At 73.2% G+C, this 16,902-nt stretch carries 16 protein-coding genes and 1 pseudogene; 7 read left to right on the top strand and 10 right to left on the bottom strand.

What is annotated here, in order from left to right; all coding sequences use genetic code 11:
- The coding region (rsgA, locus tag ABZS42_RS25380) for a ribosome small subunit-dependent GTPase A (RefSeq protein WP_355149283.1) at positions 1 to 1,033 on the bottom strand (1,033 nt) is incomplete at its 3' end.
- A gap of 179 nt (positions 1,034 to 1,212) precedes the next feature.
- Here rsgA and ABZS42_RS25375 point away from each other — a divergent pair.
- Complete coding sequence (locus ABZS42_RS25375) at positions 1,213 to 1,929, top strand: maleylpyruvate isomerase family mycothiol-dependent enzyme (protein WP_355149281.1); 717 nt, start codon at positions 1,213 to 1,215, stop codon at positions 1,927 to 1,929.
- 7 nt (positions 1,930 to 1,936) lie between these two features.
- The gene (locus tag ABZS42_RS25370) at positions 1,937 to 2,590 is read left to right on the top strand and encodes an MBL fold metallo-hydrolase (RefSeq protein ID WP_355149279.1); all 654 of its coding nucleotides are present in this window, start codon (positions 1,937 to 1,939) and stop codon (positions 2,588 to 2,590) included.
- Positions 2,591 to 2,596: 6 nt separating this feature from the next.
- Here the strand turns inward: ABZS42_RS25370 and ABZS42_RS25365 are convergent, their stop codons facing one another.
- A complete protein-coding gene (locus ABZS42_RS25365; protein WP_355149277.1) occupies positions 2,597 to 3,220 on the bottom strand; it encodes a VTT domain-containing protein in 624 nt (207 codons plus the stop codon).
- Positions 3,221 to 3,334: 114 nt separating this feature from the next.
- Positions 3,335 to 4,030: a 50S ribosomal protein L11 methyltransferase gene (locus ABZS42_RS25360; RefSeq protein ID WP_355149275.1), complete on the bottom strand. Its 696-nt coding sequence runs from the start codon at positions 4,028 to 4,030 to the stop codon at positions 3,335 to 3,337.
- 175 nt (positions 4,031 to 4,205) lie between these two features.
- Between ABZS42_RS25360 and ABZS42_RS25355 the strand changes: the two genes are divergently transcribed.
- Positions 4,206 to 4,409 (top strand): cold-shock protein, encoded by a 204-nt coding sequence (locus ABZS42_RS25355; protein WP_076467683.1) that lies wholly within the window; start codon positions 4,206 to 4,208, stop codon positions 4,407 to 4,409.
- A gap of 51 nt (positions 4,410 to 4,460) precedes the next feature.
- Here ABZS42_RS25355 and ABZS42_RS25350 read toward each other — a convergent pair whose 3' ends face one another.
- From ABZS42_RS25350 to ABZS42_RS25330, 5 genes and pseudogenes are all read right to left on the bottom strand, one after another.
- On the bottom strand, positions 4,461 to 5,774 hold the full coding sequence (locus ABZS42_RS25350) for an MFS transporter (protein ID WP_355149273.1): 1,314 nt from the start codon (positions 5,772 to 5,774) through the stop codon (positions 4,461 to 4,463).
- 17 nt (positions 5,775 to 5,791) lie between these two features.
- The gene (locus tag ABZS42_RS25345; RefSeq protein WP_355149271.1) at positions 5,792 to 6,367 is read right to left on the bottom strand and encodes a helix-turn-helix domain-containing protein; all 576 of its coding nucleotides are present in this window, start codon (positions 6,365 to 6,367) and stop codon (positions 5,792 to 5,794) included.
- A gap of 107 nt (positions 6,368 to 6,474) precedes the next feature.
- Positions 6,475 to 7,341: a hypothetical protein gene (locus tag ABZS42_RS25340; protein WP_355149269.1), complete on the bottom strand. Its 867-nt coding sequence runs from the start codon at positions 7,339 to 7,341 to the stop codon at positions 6,475 to 6,477.
- 297 nt (positions 7,342 to 7,638) lie between these two features.
- The gene (locus tag ABZS42_RS25335) at positions 7,639 to 8,115 is read right to left on the bottom strand and encodes a MarR family transcriptional regulator (RefSeq protein ID WP_355149287.1); all 477 of its coding nucleotides are present in this window, start codon (positions 8,113 to 8,115) and stop codon (positions 7,639 to 7,641) included.
- A 426-nt stretch (positions 8,116 to 8,541) separates the two neighbouring features.
- Positions 8,542 to 9,891: pseudogene (locus ABZS42_RS25330) on the bottom strand (DedA family protein); the annotation flags it as partial.
- Positions 9,892 to 10,027: 136 nt separating this feature from the next.
- On the opposite strand from ABZS42_RS25330, the gene typA reads away from it, so the two are divergent.
- Complete coding sequence (gene typA, locus ABZS42_RS25325; RefSeq protein WP_355149267.1) at positions 10,028 to 11,896, top strand: translational GTPase TypA; 1,869 nt, start codon at positions 10,028 to 10,030, stop codon at positions 11,894 to 11,896.
- Positions 11,897 to 12,071: 175 nt separating this feature from the next.
- Here typA and ABZS42_RS25320 read toward each other — a convergent pair whose 3' ends face one another.
- Positions 12,072 to 12,743 carry a methyltransferase domain-containing protein gene (locus ABZS42_RS25320; protein WP_355149265.1) on the bottom strand — a complete coding sequence of 224 codons (672 nt, stop codon included), beginning with the start codon at positions 12,741 to 12,743 and terminating at the stop codon, positions 12,072 to 12,074.
- Positions 12,744 to 12,815: 72 nt separating this feature from the next.
- Between ABZS42_RS25320 and ABZS42_RS25315 the strand changes: the two genes are divergently transcribed.
- The gene (locus ABZS42_RS25315) at positions 12,816 to 13,670 is read left to right on the top strand and encodes a serine hydrolase (RefSeq protein ID WP_355149263.1); all 855 of its coding nucleotides are present in this window, start codon (positions 12,816 to 12,818) and stop codon (positions 13,668 to 13,670) included.
- A 62-nt stretch (positions 13,671 to 13,732) separates the two neighbouring features.
- On the opposite strand, the gene ABZS42_RS25310 is transcribed toward ABZS42_RS25315, so the two are convergent.
- Positions 13,733 to 14,530 (bottom strand): tyrosine-protein phosphatase, encoded by a 798-nt coding sequence (locus ABZS42_RS25310; RefSeq protein WP_355149261.1) that lies wholly within the window; start codon positions 14,528 to 14,530, stop codon positions 13,733 to 13,735.
- 172 nt (positions 14,531 to 14,702) lie between these two features.
- On the opposite strand from ABZS42_RS25310, the gene ABZS42_RS25305 reads away from it, so the two are divergent.
- Entirely contained in the window at positions 14,703 to 15,800 is a 1,098-nt protein-coding gene (locus ABZS42_RS25305) for a dipeptide epimerase (protein ID WP_355149259.1), read from the top strand.
- Positions 15,801 to 15,859: 59 nt separating this feature from the next.
- On the top strand, positions 15,860 to 16,786 hold the full coding sequence (locus ABZS42_RS25300; protein WP_355149257.1) for a C40 family peptidase: 927 nt from the start codon (positions 15,860 to 15,862) through the stop codon (positions 16,784 to 16,786).
- The last annotated feature ends 116 nt before the right edge of the window (positions 16,787 to 16,902 follow it).

Here is a 16,902-nt window from a genome sequence, read left to right as displayed (position 1 = left end):
GGCGGGCCCCCCGCCAGCCGCCGCGACGCTCGGCGGCGACCCGTGCCTCGCGCCGCCGCGTCTCGAAGGCCACCTCCCGCTGCAGCCGGCGCCAGCTCTCCCAGCGTCGAGCGGTCAGCTCACCGTTCTCCAGCGCATCCCGCACCGCGCAGGCCGGCTCACCGTCGTGCGCGCAGTCGGCGTACCGGCAGTCGAGGGCGAGCTCCGCGATGTCGGCGAAGGCCCGGTCCAGGCCCGCCGAGCCGTCCAGCAGCCCGACCGCCCGTACGCCCGGGGTGTCGATCACCGCGCCCCCGCCCGGCACCGCCACCAGCGCGCGCCACGTGGTGGTGTGCCGGCCCTTCCCGTCGACCCGCCGGATCGCCTGCGTGGGCATGACCACGGCGCCGGCCAGCGCGTTGACCAGGCTCGACTTGCCCGCGCCGGACGGGCCGAGCAGGCCCAGCGTGCGGCCGGGGGCGACAGCCGCCCGCAGCGGGTCGAGGCCCGTACCGTGCTCGGCGCTGATCGGCAGCACCGGCACGCCGGGCGCCACCGCGGCGAGTTGACGGGCGATCGCGTCCGGGTCCGCGGCCAGGTCGGCCTTGGTTAGTACGACGAACGGCCGGGCGCCGGACTCGTGGACGAGGGAGAGCAGCCGCTCGATGCGCCCGGTGTCCGGTTCGGGGTGCACCGGCTCGACCACCGCCGCGGCGTCGAGGTTGGCGGCGAGCACCTGCCCGCTGGCGTCCTTGCCGGCGGTGCGGCGCACCAGGGCGGTACGTCGGGGCAGCACGGCCTCGACGGTGCGGCGCCCGTCCGGCCAGGTGCCGACCAGCACCCAGTCGCCCGCGCAGGGCAGGTTGGTCAGGTCACGGGCGGCGGTGGTGAGCAGTGTGCCGCCCAGGCTGGCGCGGACCGGCCCGTCCGCGCAGAGCACGGTGCACACGCCCCGGTCGACCCGGGCCACCCGGCCCGGCTGGTGACCGCTGCGCCGGCGCGCCTGGGCCGCCCAGTCGGCGTCCCAGCCGAGGGCGGTCAATTCGATCTTCATGGCATCCTCATCGGTTTCGTAGGTGATGGCGGGACACGCGTGCCAGGACCGGCATGAGCCCTCACCTCCTCCCGATCGATCCGGTGCCGCGTCGTCGCCGAAGACGCTAGGGGGCGCGGCGACGCGCCGAAAGCCATTTCCCCGCCGACGCGGTACCGCGATACCGCTAGGGTCGGAGCGTGACTACGGACCCGCTGCTGCTGACCGGCGAGGTGCAGGCCGCGACCGCGCGGCTGCTGGGTACCGCCGCCGTCCTCGACGAGGCCGGCCTGGCCTCCGCGTCGCTGCTGCCCGGCTGGAGCCGTGGGCACGTCCTGGCGCATCTGGCCCGCAACGCCGACGGGTTCGTCAACCTGCTCACCGCCGCCCGCACCGGCGAGCCCCGAACGATGTACGCCTCGCCCGCCGCCCGGGCCGGGGACATCGAGGCCGGCGCGGCCCGAACGGCCGACGCCCACCTGGACGACCTGCGTCGTTCGGCCGACCGGTTCGGCGATGCCGTGGCCGCCATGCCCACCGAGGCGTGGTCCGCCACCGTCGCCACACCGGGCGGGCCGAGAGTCGCCGCGGAGCTGGTCTGGTGCCGGCTGCGCGAGCTGGAGGTGCACCATCTGGACCTGGCCGCCGGGCACCGACCCGCCGACTGGCCCGAGGGTTTCGCGCACCGGCTGTTGCACGAGGTCACCACCGACCTGGCCGACCGGCCGGACGTGCCGGCCATGGTGCTGCGCTTCGACGGGACCCGGCACGAACTGGTGATCGGCGCGCGCGACGGCGCCCCGGTCGTCGCCGGCCCCGCCCCCGGCCTCGCCGCCTGGCTGATCGGCCGGGGCGGCGCGGACCTGCTCACCGTCACCCCCGAAGGCCCCCTGCCGAACCCACCGGAATGGATGTAGACACCACATGACCTACAGCGGAGAGGTGCTCCCCGGCGGCGAGCCGGCGGTACGCGAACTCGACCGGCTCACCATCAGCAAGCTCTCGGTCGGCCCGATGGACAACAACGCGTACCTGCTGACCTGCCGCGCCACCGGCGATCAGGTGCTGATCGACGCGGCGAACGAGGCGCCCCGGTTGCTGGAGCTGATCGGTGACCGTGATCTCACCGCCGTGGTCACCACCCACCAGCACATGGACCACTGGGTGGCGCTCGAGGAGGTCGTGGCCAAGACCGGCGCCCGGGCCCTGGTGCACGCCGACGACGCGGCCGGCCTGCCGATCGGGGCGGAGACGCTCACCGACGGGGACACCGTTCGTGTCGGCGACTGCGCCCTGGAGGTCATCCACCTGCGCGGGCACACGCCGGGTTCCGTCGCGCTGCTCTACCGCGACCCGGCCGGTGTGCCGCACCTGTTCACCGGGGACAGCCTCTTCCCGGGTGGGGTGGGGAACACTGACAAGGACCCGGAGCGGTTCGCCGCCCTGATCGGCGACGTCGAACACAAACTCTTCGACCGGCTGCCGGACGAGACCTGGTTCTATCCGGGGCACGGCAAGGACAGCACGCTCGGTGCGGAGCGGCCGGCGCTGCCCCAGTGGCGTGCCCGCGGCTGGTGACCGACGTCAGACGGGGTGCTCGTCGGCGGTGACTGCGCGCAGCCGGCGCCGGGTGCCGAGCAGCACCACCCCGGCGAGCGCGAGCCCGATCGCCATCGTCACCAGCATCGGGCTGGCCTCGCCGGGCAGCAGGCCGGCCAGGGACCGGGAGGCGGTGCCGAGCACCAGGTAGAGCCCGGCCCAGGAGGCGGCACCGAGGGTCGCGCAGCCGATGAACCGCGGGTACGACATCCGCAGCCCACCGGCGGCCAGCGGCAGCAACGCGTTGAACACCGGCAGGAACGGCGCGACGAGCACCATCCGACCGCCGCCGCGGCGCAGCACGCCCTCGGCCGCGGACCACCGCGACTCACCGATCCAGCCGCCGACCCGGCTGTTGCGCAGCCGGTCGCCGTAGCGGCGGCCGGCCAGGAAACTCAGCGACCACCCGGCCACGCAGCCGCCGACCACGGCGGCGAAGGTGGCCAGCCCGGTGGCGGGCCGACCCACCCCCACCGCGGCGAGAATGGCCACGTCGCCCGGGACCAGCACCCCCAGCAGCGGTACGGCGTCGAAGAGCATGACCACTCCGAGGACTCCCACCAGCAGCACGGTGGGTAACTCTCCGACCTGCGCCAACCACTCCGCCATGACCCGTACGCTATGGCCCGCCGGCACCCGCCGCATCCGGTCGGATCCCCCACCCCACCCTGAGTCCGGCTCGGGGTGGTCCCTGAGCTGGCACGGGTCCGCGGCCCTGCTGTCTCAGGCGGGCCGCAGCACCTGTACGCGGCGCACCGGCGAGTCGACCGCGGGTTCGGTGGTCGGCACCGGATAGCTGGCGACCACGGCCAACCGGCCGGGTGGCAGGTGCCCCCGGTCCGGGTCGCCCACCAGCACCTCTGTGCCGTTCGCGGCGGCCCGGGCGAGGAAGGGCAGCACCCGGTCGGCCAGCGCCTCGTCGTAGAGCACGTCGCCGGCGAGCAGCAGGTCGGCGCCGGTCGCGACCGTGTCGAGCAGGTCACCACCGGTGGCCGCGACGCGTACCCGGTTCGCCCTGGCGTTGACGGTCACGGCGGCGACCGCGTACGGGTCGATGTCGTTGGCCGTCACCTGCTCGGCGCCGGCGAGGGCGGCGGCGATCGCCACCAGCCCGGACCCGGCGGCCAGGTCCAGTACCCGGCGTCCGGCGGCCAGGTCGGGATGGTCGAGCAGGTGACGGGCGAGGGCCTGACCACCGGCCCAGACCGAGGCCCAGTACGGCGGTGGCAGGCGGTGACCGGCGTACGCCTCCATCCGCGCCCACCACAGGATGGGGTCCTCCGCGACGTGCAGCCGCACCTCGGGCACGAACGGGGTGGGGGCCAGCCGCAGCCGGTCGAGTCCGTCCCCTGGCGCGCCGATCTCGCGCTCCAACTCGGACAGGGCGGCGATCGCGGCATCCCTCACCGACGCAAGCATGCCCCAGCCGGGCTACTGCGGGGCAGGGTTTTTCGCGGCTCGCCGGAGAGTTCACCCGGTCGCCTACGGCACTTCGCCCGGCAGATATGCGTTTGGCCCGTTACTGTCATGGGTGATACAGGGCGATCACCGGTCGGCGGCCGGTGCTCAGCCGTTTTGGAACAGGGAGAGACGCATGGCAACCGGCACGGTTAAGTGGTTCAACTCGGAAAAGGGCTTCGGCTTCATCGAGCAGGACGGCGGAGGCCCGGACGTGTTCGTCCACTACTCGGCCATTCAGAGCAGTGGCTACCGGGAGCTGAGCGAGGGCCAGAAGGTCGAGTTCGAGGTGACCCAGGGCCAGAAGGGCCCGCAGGCGGACAACGTCCGCCCGATGTAGATAGCCACGCGCTACGGCGGCGGTCGGCGATCCGGCCGCCGCCGCCACGCGTCACGGCACGTCCAGGACGGAGCCCGCTCGGGCGGGTGCCGGCGTTCCGGCGCCGGTTCGCTGTCCGGACTCCGCAGGGGTGGCGGGCAGGTCCCGCCGGTGCCGTAGCGGCCCGATCAGCAGGATCAGCGGGGTCACCGCGAGCCAACCGGTCATCGTCAGCACCGCGGCCCGGACCCCGTACGCTTCGCCGAGCGCGCCGGCCAGCAGCGCGGCCAGCGGGATGGTCCCGTAGTTCAGCAGTTGCATGCTCACCGTGACCCGGCCGAGCAGTTCGCGGGGCGGGTAGGTCTGCCGGAAGCTGCCCTTCAGCACGTTGCCCACGGCCACGCCGAGGCTGACCAGCACGCCGCCGAGGGCGGGCCAGAGCAGCGCCGGGCCTGGTCCGGCGAGGGGGATGAGCAACGCCGGCGGTCCGGTGAACACCGCCGCGAGCAGCATCGCCCGGGCGGTGCCGAACCGGCGGCCGACGGCGGTGGCCAGCAGCGCGCCCGCGATGCCGCCCAGGCTCATCGCGGCGACCAGCAGGCCGACCGTTCCCGGCGCCAGCCGCACATCGCGGACCAGGAAGACCACCAGCACCGCCTGGTAGCCGACCAGCCCGATGTTGCTCGCCGCACCGAAGAGCGCCATCGCCCGCAGGTACGGGTCGCGGGTGACGAACCGTACGCCGTCGACGATCTCGCGGCGCAGCGACCGGTTGGGAGCCGACCGTGTCGGCGTGGGCTCCTTACGGCGGATCCGGGCCAGGCACACCGCGGAGACCAGGAAGGTCAGCGCGTCGAGCACCAGCGCGGCGACCGCGCCGACGGCCTGCGCGATCAGGCCGGCGAGGCTCGGCCCGACCACGTAGCTCCCGGTCTGGGTGGCCTGCAGCTTCGCGTTGCCCTCCGGGACCTCCGCCGGGCGGAGCAGGAAGGGCAGGTAGACCTGGTCGGCGGTCTCGAAGAAGACCCGGGCCAGCCCGGCGCCGAGCGCTACGACCAGCAACTGCGCGACGCTGAGCGTGCCGGTCACGGCGGCGGCCGGGACGCTGAGGAAGAGCAGCGCCGACACCACGTCACAGGTGATCATGACCGGTCGTCGCGGCAGCCGGTCCACCCAGGCGCCGGCCGGCAGGCCGACCAGCAGCCAGGGCAGCCACGCGGCGGCGGTGAGCACGGCCACCTGGAACGTACTGGCGTCGAGCGCGGCCACCGCCACCAGTGGCAGGGCCACCGCGGTCACGTTGCTGCCGATCCCGCTGATCGTCTGGGCGGCCCAGAGCAGTCGGAAGTCCCGGTGCCGGACCAACCCGCCCGGCTGGCGCTTCACCGGGGGCGCCGGCGTGGTCACGGCTGCGCGGGCACGCCGTAGGCGAAGACGAAGGCCGGCTCCCGCTTCCGCCCGTCGTCGGGAACCTCCCGGTCGGCCCAGCGGGCCAGCAGGTCGGCCAGCTCGCGGCCCAGCTCGGCCAGTTCCTCAGGGCTGAGGTGCAGCCAGCGGTCGGTGGAGAAGGGCCCGTCGCCCCAGGCCGCCTGCGTCGCCTCGTCCGCGCCGTGCCAGGCTCGGACCAGCGACACGTGCCGGTCCAGGTTGAGCGAGGTGGCGGCGTCGGCCACCGCCCGGGCTGCCGGGTCCGTGTCGAAGTCCGCGTTCGACCAGCGCACGCCACGGCTGACCAGCCGCCACCACCGCTCGCGCCGGTCCCGGGCCAGCTCCGGCGCCTCGGCGACCAGCTCGGCCGCCGCCAGGACCCTGAGATGGTGGCTGACGTTCGCCGGCGCCTGACCGGTGCGCTCGGCGAGCACGCCGACCGTCGCCGAGCCGTACACCTTGAGCACGTCCATCAGGCGGCGGCGCAGCGGGTGGGACAGGGCGGCCAGCACTCGCGAGTCGGTGACCTGGCGTACGTCGTGGTTCTGCATACGGACAGCATCACATCAACAACAGGCATTGCGCAAATGTCGTTGCGCAATGCCTGTTGTTGACCGGCGGGTGGGCCGCTCCCGGGCCGGAGCGGCCCACCCACGACTCACTCGGCCAGCCGGCGGGCGAGTTCCTCGGCGACCTGCTGGGCCATCGTCGGCGGGATGGCGGCGGCGATCTTCTCCGGCGTGAGCGCGGCCAGCACGCCCTGCACGATCGCCGGTTCGTCGGTGAAGTCCCGCCCGGACAGGGCGGTCAGCTGGCTGACCAGCGTGTCGAGCCGCAGCATCGTGTAGTCGAGTTTGGCCACCAGGCTGTTGCTGGCCGTCTCGCTGCCGGCGCCGTCCGGGTCGACCCGGCGTCCCATCGAGCTGCCGCCGATGAACATTCCGGTGAAGACGGAGTTGATCTGCTGCTCTGCCTTTTCGCTCATGTCGTCCTCCAGAAGGCCGATGCTGGTGAGGTAGCGGCGGAACAGCGGGGTCTGGTCCCGGCCCGCCTTGATCGAGTCGCGGAAGAAGCTGAAGTGCGTGTGCCACAGGTGTGAGTTGTCACCGCTGCTTCGTCGACCGAGCCGGTCCCACCGCCGGACGACCCGGCCGTCGGGGCTGTAGATGATCTCCCGGAGGTCGCGGGTGTCCGCGGCGCCCGCGGTGCACTGCTGCACGCACCAGGTGGAGAAGCTGCGCAGGTCGTGGGTGCGACCACCGGATGCCACCCGGAACTGGCCCACGTCGAGCGCCGCCGCGTCGAGGGTCAGTCCGTTGCGATCGCGGGAAGACTCGACGACGGAGTAGTCGTTCTTCACCACCCGGTCCGAGCCGCAGTGGTAGCCGCCCCGGTGGTTCGGGTCGCCGACGATGCCGACCTCCGCGGGTTCGAGGTCCGCGTCACGGACCGTGTTCTTGTCGATGTTGAGATGAGTGAGCAGCAGGCTGCGTACGGCCATGAGGTTCGCCGGAGCCCGGGTCATGGCGCCCCCTTTCCGATGGATGAGGGCCAGACAGGGCGTTACACGGCGTGATCGTTTGGAGGTAACGCGCAGGCCCGGCCGATTGGTGCACAGCGCCGGGCGTTACCTCGACCATAGCTCGCTTCCTGGGTAAGTGCCCAGGTCAGAGTGCTTCGTGTTCACATTCGACTTTTCTCCGCACCATTTCGGACGCCGGTGAACACAATCGATGCGACGTACGCAGGTTCACCCAGCGTGACGCATGGGTTCGGCCGCGGTCGACCACCGACAGCGGTCCGGGGCTAATCCGGAGTCCGATCAGGACGGATCGGCGCGGGCGGTGCGCGTCTCGTCGAGATGCTCCCGTGTCGACTCGACCATGGCACCCAGGAACCGGTGCACCACTTGCAGTTCGTCGTCACTGAAGTCGGCCGTCACCGCGTCGGTACGTCGGCCCAGCGGCTCGAAGAACTCCACGGCGAGCGCGACACCCCGGTCGGCGTAGCGCAGCAGGATCTTGCGCCGGTCTGTTGCGCCGCGGTCCCGGCGGATGTGCCCGGCGCGTTCCAACCGGTCGACCAGCGCGGTGACCGAGCCCGAGGAGAGATTCAACTGCTCGCCGAGCCGGCCGGGGGTGAGCGGATCGTCGGCCAGCCCGGCGTCCATGACCGTGATCAGCGCCTGCAGGTCGGTGGCGTTGAGCCCGTGCAGGTTGGCGAAGGCGTGCCCGATGTGCTGCGCCGGGTGACCCGCCGCCCCACCCCACCGCCGGACCCCAGCGTCCGACCCGACCACCGTCCGAACGTCGGGCACCACCGTCGGAGCCTGCCGACCGACCGCACCGCCCCCCGACCGCCGGGCAGCACCGTCTGATCTCGCCGCCTGACCGCCGGCCGAGCCCGACGGCGGACCGCCGACGCCGGCCTCGGCGATCCCGGTCGAGGGTCCGTCTCACAAGCCTGGCGGTCCGGGGAACCGGCCCTAACCGGGCTCGACCGGGTGCCGTCCCCCGGGCCGCTCCGGGGCGGGCGGCTGCCCCTCCGGCGGCTCGGGAGCCCGGATCTCGGGCGGTGGTGCGGCCGGCGCCACCGAAGCCTGCGATGCCGCCGAAGCCGCCGGTGCCTGCGGTGTCGCTGATGTCGGCGGTGCTTCCGGTGCTGTTGGTGCCGCCGGTGCTGTTGGTGCCGCCGGTGCTGTTGGTGCCGCCGGTGCCGGCGTGGGCGCCGATCGGCCGAGCGCGCGGTTCCGGGTGGCCCAGGCGACCATGAACACGGCAGTCCAGAGCACCCCGAGCAGGACGGCGGCCACCGTCCCGCTGGCCGTGCTGAGCCCCAGGTAGAGGCGAGCCCCGGCGAGGTAGACCACACCGGCGGCGGCGCCCGTCCAGGTGGCCACGGCCACCGGCCAGCGTGTGTTCCGGGACAGCAGCCAGGCGAGCGTGCAGAGGCTCGCCGTCATCACCGCGTTCTGGGTCGGGAAGAGCCCGTCGTCCGGGTCGGACCCGGCCGATCCCGCCAGGTGCGCGGCGAGGGCCAGCACCAGCAACGGGACGAACGCCCCCACCGTGCCCACCAGGCTGAGCAGGTCGGCCCGCCACGACCGCTGCCGCCACGCCAGCACCACGGCCACCACCGCCACCACCGCGATCAACACTGGCCCGCGCAGCGCCGACACGGTCGCGAGCCCGACCTCGACCGCCCCGGAGGTACGCCGGTCGGCGAACCAGCGGGCGATAGCGTCGTCCACCAGGGCGAGGCCGCTGTTGCGCACCACGAACTCCAGCAACCCGGCGAAGGCGAGGCCGGCGGCGAAGAGCAGCAGCAGCCCGGCCGTCAGGTTGAGCAGCAGGGTCCAGCCCGGCCCGATGCGCATGCTGAGCAGGAAGAAGAGCACCCCGTACCGGCCGGCGAGCCAGCGCACCGGCGGCAGGGCGGCGGCTCGGAGCAGCAGCGCCTGGGCGGGGTCGGGGTTGCGCCCGAGCCAGCGGCCGGTCAACACCACCGCGACCAGCGCGGCGAGCAGCAGCAGCACCGCGCCGGTCGCCCGGCCCAGCAGCCGCGACACCGTCTCGTACGACTCCCCGGCCACGTACCCGACCAGGACCGAGCCCCCCACCCAGCCGACGATCCCGGCCAGGTTCCACACGGCGAAACGCCGGTACGGCATGCCCCCGGCGCCCGCGAGGCGGGGAACCAGGGTGCGGGCGAAGGCGATCCAGCGGGCCGTGAAGACGCCCCGGCCGCCGAGCCGGCTGAGCAGGGCCTCCGCCCGCTGCCAGCGCTCCGGACCAACCCGCCTGCCGAGCCCGCTGGCGCGCAGTTTCCGCCCGTACCGGCGACCTGCCCGGAACGCGAGTGTGTCGCCGATCACCGCTGCGCCGACCATCACGAGCAGCGCCGGGGCGAGCCGTAACGTCCCCGCGTACGCTAGGAAACCGACCAGCAGCAGGGTCGCCTCTCCCGGCACCAGCAGCCCGAAGATCACGGCGGTCTCACCCGCGACGATCAGCGCGGCGACCAGGTAGATCAGCAGGGGCGGCAGACCCTGCACGAAGGTCAGCAGGTCGTGCACTCGGCCCCCATGAACACGAGGGTCAGCATGCCAGCCGTGCCCACGGCTGGGACAGGAGTTCCACCACAGATCCGGGCCAATCGGGGGATGACCCCGAGGCGGAACCGGCAACCTCGGACAGGAGAGTATGGAGGGTATGCAGCTACGCACCGACCTCCGCAACGTCGCCATCATCGCCCACGTCGACCACGGCAAGACGACTCTGGTCGACGCCATGTTGCGGCAGGCCGGCGCGTTCAGTGCCCGGGCCGAGGTGGCCGATCGGGTCATGGACTCGATGGACCTGGAGCGGGAAAAGGGCATCACCATCCTGGCCAAGAACACCGGCGTGCGCTACATGCCGGCCGACGGCTCGGACCCGGTGACCATCAACATCATCGACACCCCCGGCCACGCCGACTTCGGCGGCGAGGTCGAGCGCGGCCTGACCATGGTCGACGGCGTCGTCCTGCTGGTGGACGCCAGCGAGGGCCCGCTGCCGCAGACCCGCTTCGTGCTCCGCAAGGCGCTGCGCGCCCGCCTGCCGATCATCCTGGTGATCAACAAGGTGGACCGTCCGGACGCCCGGATCAAGGAGGTCGTGGACGACACCTACGAGCTCTTCCTCGATCTGGACGCCGACGAGGAGCAGATCGACTTCCCGATCGTCTACGCCTGCGCCCGCGACGGCATCGCCTCGCTGACCCAGCCCGCAGACGGGGCCGTGCCGGACGACAGCCACAACCTCGAGCCGCTCTTCCGCACCCTGCTGGACACCATCCCGGCACCCGCCTACGAGCAGGACGCCCCGCTCCAGGCGCACGTCACCAACCTGGACGCGTCGCCGTTCCTCGGCCGGCTGGCGCTGTGCCGGGTCCGGCAGGGCACCATCAGCAAGGGCCAGACCGTGGCCTGGTGCCGCACCGACGGCAGCACCCAGCGGGTCCGCATCTCCGAGATGCTGATGACCGAGGGCCTGGAGCGCAAGCCGGCCGAGTCGGCCGGCCCGGGCGACATCATCGCCGTCGCCGGCATCCCGGAGATCATGATCGGTGAGACTCTCGCGGACGCGGAGAACCCGATCCCGCTGCCGCTGATCACGGTCGACGAGCCGGCCATCTCGATGACCATCGGCACCAACACCTCGCCGCTGGTCGGCCGGGTCAAGGGCGCCAAGGTCACCGCCCGGATGGTGAAGGACCGGCTCGACAAGGAGCTGATCGGCAACGTGTCCCTGCGGGTGCTGCCCACCGAGCGCCCCGACGCCTGGGAGGTGCAGGGCCGCGGCGAGTTGGCCCTCGCGATCCTGGTCGAGCAGATGCGCCGCGAGTCGTACGAGCTGACCGTCGGCAAGCCGCAGGTCGTCACCCGGGAGGTCGACGGGAAGACCTGCGAGCCGGTGGAGCGGCTGACCATCGACGCCCCCGAGGAGTACCTGGGGGCGATCACCCAGCTCCTCGCGACTCGCAAGGGCCGGATGGAGCAGCTGGTCAACCACGGCACCGGCTGGATTCGGATGGAGTGGCTGGTCCCGGCGCGCGGCCTGATCGGCTTCCGCACCGAGTTCCTCACCGAGACTCGGGGCACCGGCATCCTGCACCACGTCTTCGAGTCGTACGAGCCGTGGTTCGGCGAGCTGCGGACCCGCAACAACGGCTCGCTGGTCGCCGACCGCGCGGGCACGGTCACCGCCTTCGCGATGACCAACCTCCAGGAGCGCGGGCAGCTCTTCGTCGAGCCCACCACCGAGGTGTACGAGGGCATGATCGTCGGGGAGAACTCCCGCTCCGACGACATGGACGTCAACATCACCAAGGAGAAGAAGCTCACCAACATGCGCTCGTCCACCGCGGACGAGACCGAGAAGCTGATCCCGCCGCGGAAGCTCTCGCTGGAGCAGGCGCTCGAGTTCTGCCGCGAGGACGAGTGCGTCGAGGTGACCCCCGCCGCGGTGCGTATCCGCAAGGTGGTGCTCGACCAGCAGCAGCGTGGCCGGGCGGCGGCCCGCCGCAAGCACGCCGGCTGACCCGTCAGCCTCCCCCGGAGCCCGGCCCGCCACCTCGGCAGGCCGGGCTCCGGCCTTCTCACCCCTCCCCTCCCACCCGCCCCGCGCCGCGCCCGACAGCCGCTGATCATGAGGTTTTGCTACGGCAGGCCCGACTTGGCGCGCGACAACTACGTGGGCGGTCGGGCGGCGGTGGTCAGGGGTGGGGTTTGGTTGCCGTGAAGGCCAGGAGGTCGGGGATCGGGGTGGAGCCGGACTCCCGGAACCCGGTCAGGGTCAGTCCCGCCCCGGTCACCGCGTTCAGCAGGTCGGCGAGGGGCACGTGCCAGGCGCCCACCCGGGCCCGCACCCCGTTGGGGTTCCAACCGCCGAAGGTGCGCTCACGGTCGGCGTACCGGCTGTCGACGACCGCCCGCGCCGGGTCGGACCGGTCGGCGAACGCGCCGACGAAGCACGGGTGCACGCCGACGTGCACGAACCGGCCGCCCGGGGTCAGCACCCGGGCAGCCTCCGCGACCACCGCCGGGTAGTCGGGCAGGTCGGTGTGCCCGAGTACGCAGGTCACCGCCGGCACGCTGGCGTCGGCGACCGGCAGCTGGGCCACGTCGGCCCGTGCCACGGGCAGCCGGGTACCCGCATGCCCTAGCTGCCCGCCGGACAGGTCCACGCCCACCGGGTGCCAGCCCAGCGCGCGCAGATGCGCGCCGTGCACCCCGGTGCCGCAACACAGGTCGAGGCACCGGCGACGGACGCCGGCTCCGAGCAGATCGGTGAGCTGACCGCGCACCCGATCCATGTAGTCGGCCGAGGTGTCGGACGCGAACCGTTCGTACCAGTCGGCGATGGCGTCGTACGCGGCGCTCGTCATTCCCACACGCTAGAGCCCGGGCCGCCGGGCCGCCGCCCCCGCGGACAGCCATGATCCGCTACGGTCACCGGCATGGCCTGGGAGGATCTCGACGCGCACCTCGACAAGGTGCCCGGCACCGTGTCCGCATACGTGGGACGGCTCGACGCCGAGCCGACCTGGACGCGCCGGGCACACGCCGCCCACTACGCGGCCAGCACCATGAAGGTCGCGGTGCTCGCCGCCCTGCACCGGGCCGCCGAGGCGGGCACCCTCGACCTGGACGCACCGGTGCCGGTGGCCAACGCGTTCGACTCGGCACAGCCCGGCGCACCCCGGTTCGCCTGCGCCGAGCACTACGACAACGACGGCGCGGTGTGGGCGCGGGTGGGCGGTACCGCGTCGCTGCGCTGGCTCGCGCATCGCATGATCGTCCGCTCCAGCAACCTCGCCACCAACCTGGTGATCGGCCACGTCGGCCTGCCCGCGATCGCCGAGGTCTGGTCACTCGCCGGCGCCCGGCACAGCGTCACCGGTCGCGGAATCGAGGACTTCGCCGCCCGCGACAACGGCATCACGAACCTGGTGACGGCCGCCGACCTGGCCGCGCTGCTCGGCGCGCTCGCCACCGGCGCCACCCGATCCGGCCCGATCGCCTCGACGGCCGCCTGCGCGGAGATGCTGGACGTGCTCGTGGCGCAGGAGCACCGCGAGGATCTCGCCGCCGGCCTACCGCCGGGCATCCGGATCGCGCACAAGAACGGCTGGGTCCGCGGGGTCCGGCACGGCGCCGGCGTCGTCTTCCCCGACGACGCGGCCCCGTACGCCGTGGTCGTCTGCACCACCAGAGACGCCGAAGCCGGCACCGACGACGAGCACGACGCCGACGCCTGCGCCCTCGTCGCCGACATCTCGGCCCGGGTCTGGTCCGCTCGCCACGACCTGTAAGAGACCGTCGGGAAACCCCGAACCAACCGCCAAGCATGATCGACGGGCAGGAGGCGGGACACTCACTCCAGCAGCTGCTCCCGCAACGACCGGATGACATCGTCGGTCAGCCCGAGACCGTCGCGCAGGTACACGTCGAACGAACCGTGCACCCGGCGTACCTCGTCGTAACCCGCGTCCAGGTACTCCGGGCGGACCTCCAGCACCGGCAGCACCGCCGCCACGTCCAGCGCCGGTTGCCGCCGCCGCATCGCCTCCACGATCACCGCACGCAGGCTCTCGGTCAGCGGGTTGTTCCGCAGGTACTCGGCCCGGATCGCGTCCTCGTCCACCCCGAGCGCGGTCAACAGGATCACCGTGAGCCAACCGGTCCGGTCCTTCCCCGCCGAGCAGTGGTACACCAGCGGCAGGTTCTCCGCCCGGGCCGCCAACCGCACCGCCTCGGCGAAGCCCGCCCGGGCCGACACCCCGGTGACGAACCACCGGTAGATGGCCGCCATCGCCGCCGGCGTCCCCTGCCGCGCAAGCTCCGCGTACGCGGACAGGTCGTGGCCCAGCAGCACCGCCGAGATGTACGTGAACACCGGATGCTCCGGGTCGTACACCGGAAGGTGCACCAACCGCGGCGCACCGACCAGCCGGTCCGCCGGCGCGACCGTCACCTCCGAATGGTCCCGCAGATCGACCACACAGGCCGGGGCGAGCTTGCCGAGCATCGGCAGGTCGTCATCGGTCAACCGACCCAGTGCCGGAGTACGGACCAGTCGGCCGGCCCGCACCCGCCGACCCCCCGCCCCGATCAGACCGCCCAGGTCACGCGCGTTCGGCGCGCCCACCAGTTCCCAGTCCCACCCGCTCATCCCGACGCCTCCGCACACCCGATGGCCCGCCCGCCGCGTACACCCGACCCGCTGCCCACGCCCTCCCCCGGCCCGCACCGACGCCGGATCGCGCCGCGCCCGGCGGGCCGCCGACAGGGCTACGCTCGTCCGGCCACTGACGCGACCGTGGTCTGCGTATAGGGTGCCGCACATGACGATCGCCGCGGTACGCACCCACCGGCTCACCGCCCCCTTGCACACCCCGTTCGTCACCGCGCTGCGCCGGACCACCACCGTGGACACCCTGGTCGTCGAGGTGGTCGACGCCGACGGCCGCTCCGGGTTCGGCGAGGCGCCGCAGGTGTGGCAGGTGACCGGCGCGTCGATCGACGGCTCCGAGGCGTGCGTCCGGCAACTGCTCGGACCACTGCTCACCGGCCGTGACCCGGACGAGCTGGTGGCCCGCTGCACCGAGGTGCAACGCGCGGTGGTCGGCAACGAGGCCGCCAAGATGGCCGTCGACGTGGCGCTGCACGATCTGGCCGCGCGGCGGCTCGGCGTACCCCTGGTGCGGCTGCTCGGCGGCACCGCGCTGGCCGTGCCGACCGACGTCACGCTCGCCGCCGGCGAGGCCGCCGACCTGGCCGAGACCGCCGGCAAGCGGCGTGCCGAGGGCTTCGACGTGCTCAAGCTCAAGGTCGGCACGGACGCCGCCGGCGACCTGGACCGCGTCCGGGCGGTACGCGCCGTGGTCGGCCCGGACGTGCGGATCCGGCTCGACGCCAACCAGGGCTGGACCCCTCGCGAGGCGGTCCGGGTGATCCGCGGCATCGAGGACGCCGGGCTCGACGTGGAGCTGGTCGAGCAGCCGGTGGCCCGCTGGGACCTGGACGGGCTGGCCTGGGTGAGCGACCGGGTGGACGTGCCGATTCTCGCCGACGAGGCGGTGTTCGGCGTCCGTGACCTGGTCGAGGTGATCCGGCGTCGGGCGGCCGACCTGGTCAACGTCAAGCTGGCCAAGTGCGGCGGCCTGCATCCCGCGCGCACCATGCTCGAACTGGCCGCCGCGCACGGCCTCGGCACCGTCGTCGGCTCCATGATGGAGAGCGAGGTCGGCATCGGTGCGGCGGCCAGCCTGGTCGCCGCGTACGGCACCACCGCCGTGTCCGACCTCGACGCCGCCTGGTGGCTGGCCTGGTCTCCGGTGCGCGGCGGAATCCGTTACGAGGGCGCGTCGGTCGTGATGCCGGACGCGCCGGGCCTCGGCATCACCTCGGTGGCTGAAGCAAAGGTGCAGACGCCGGCTTGAGGGACGGCGGTTTCTTTCACTAAGGTCGCGAGGACAGCAAGCACCAACTGGGGGTGGACGTGGAGCTGCAACCGGGCCGCGAGGCCGTCGTCCGGGTCGCGGTCGCGACGCTCTGGACCTCTCCCGAGGCGGTACGCCCCGTCGACCGTCCCGCCCTCGCGGCACGCGCCGACGTCCGCGCCTGGATCTCCGGGATGGACAGCGACCAGCAGGTCGGCGACTGTGTCCTCAGCCAGTTGCTGCTCGGCGAGCGGGTCCTCGTCACCGAGCTGCGACCGGACGGCTGGGCGCACGTCATCGCCGTCGAGCAACCCGCCGCCAAGCTGGACCCGCGCGGCTACCCCGGCTGGCTCCCCGCCGATCAGCTCGTGCCCGCCGACGCGACCACCTCCGCCATCGGCGCCTCACCGCTGGTGCTGGACGCCAGCGTCAGCGCCCTGCGGGCCACGCCCGACGGCCCGGTGGTGCTGCCCGGGGTGATCCTCGGCACCCGGCTCGCCGCGGCCGGGCCGGCACGGGACGGCTGGCGGCCGGTACACGCCCCCGGCCACACCGACCCGCTCTGGCTTCCCGACGCGCACCTCGCGCAACTACCGGCGGCCCCGCCGACGGCCGCCGAGGTGCTCGCGGTCGCGCAGCGGCTGCTGGACGTGGTCTACGTCTGGGGCGGGGTGTCCGCGTTCGGGATCGACTGCTCGGGCCTGGTGCACCTGGCCTGGCGGCGGTTCGGGGTCCAGTTGCCCCGCGACGCCGACGACCAGGCGGCCGCCACGGTCCCCCTGGCCCTCGGCGACGAGCGCCCCGGCGACCTCTACTTCTTCGCCCGCCCCGGCCGCAAGATCCACCACATCGGCATCGTCACCGCGGAGCCGGGCTCCGACGGCGACCGGCGCATGCTGCACGCCTGTTACCGGCAGCGTCGGGTGCTGGAGGAGGCGTTGCCCGCCGAGCGGGTCGCCACTCTGGTCGGCGTCCACCGGGTCTGACGTCCGCGTACGCGCGAGGGGCGGCTCCCGGGATCGGGAGCCGCCCCTCGCGTTCTCGTCATCCTCGCCGACCTCGACGGCGGGGTCGACGTCCCGCCGTCCGCCCGGGCCGGACG

The organism is Micromonospora sp. NPDC005367 (assembly GCF_040606825.1).
Classification (GTDB): domain Bacteria; phylum Actinomycetota; class Actinomycetes; order Mycobacteriales; family Micromonosporaceae; genus Micromonospora.
Note: the sequence above shows the minus strand (reverse complement) of the source record. Positions and strands in the feature narration are given on the sequence as shown.

Excerpts from the sequence above, each read along its gene's own strand:
- ABZS42_RS25360 (WP_355149275.1), bottom strand. The coding sequence starts at position 4,030 with ATGCTTGCGTCGGTGAGGGATGCCGCGATCGCCGCCCTGTCCGAGTTG.
- ABZS42_RS25310 (WP_355149261.1), bottom strand. The coding sequence starts at position 14,530 with ATGAGCGGGTGGGACTGGGAACTGGTGGGCGCGCCGAACGCGCGTGAC.
- typA (WP_355149267.1), top strand. The coding sequence starts at position 10,028 with ATGCAGCTACGCACCGACCTCCGCAACGTCGCCATCATCGCCCACGTC.
- ABZS42_RS25365 (WP_355149277.1), bottom strand. The coding sequence starts at position 3,220 with ATGGCGGAGTGGTTGGCGCAGGTCGGAGAGTTACCCACCGTGCTGCTG.
- ABZS42_RS25345 (WP_355149271.1), bottom strand. The coding sequence starts at position 6,367 with ATGCAGAACCACGACGTACGCCAGGTCACCGACTCGCGAGTGCTGGCC.
- ABZS42_RS25340 (WP_355149269.1), bottom strand. The coding sequence starts at position 7,341 with ATGACCCGGGCTCCGGCGAACCTCATGGCCGTACGCAGCCTGCTGCTC.
- ABZS42_RS25315 (WP_355149263.1), top strand. The coding sequence starts at position 12,816 with ATGGCCTGGGAGGATCTCGACGCGCACCTCGACAAGGTGCCCGGCACC.
- ABZS42_RS25320 (WP_355149265.1), bottom strand. The coding sequence starts at position 12,743 with ATGACGAGCGCCGCGTACGACGCCATCGCCGACTGGTACGAACGGTTC.
- ABZS42_RS25305 (WP_355149259.1), top strand. The coding sequence starts at position 14,703 with ATGACGATCGCCGCGGTACGCACCCACCGGCTCACCGCCCCCTTGCAC.
- ABZS42_RS25370 (WP_355149279.1), top strand. The coding sequence starts at position 1,937 with ATGACCTACAGCGGAGAGGTGCTCCCCGGCGGCGAGCCGGCGGTACGC.
- ABZS42_RS25355 (WP_076467683.1), top strand. The coding sequence starts at position 4,206 with ATGGCAACCGGCACGGTTAAGTGGTTCAACTCGGAAAAGGGCTTCGGC.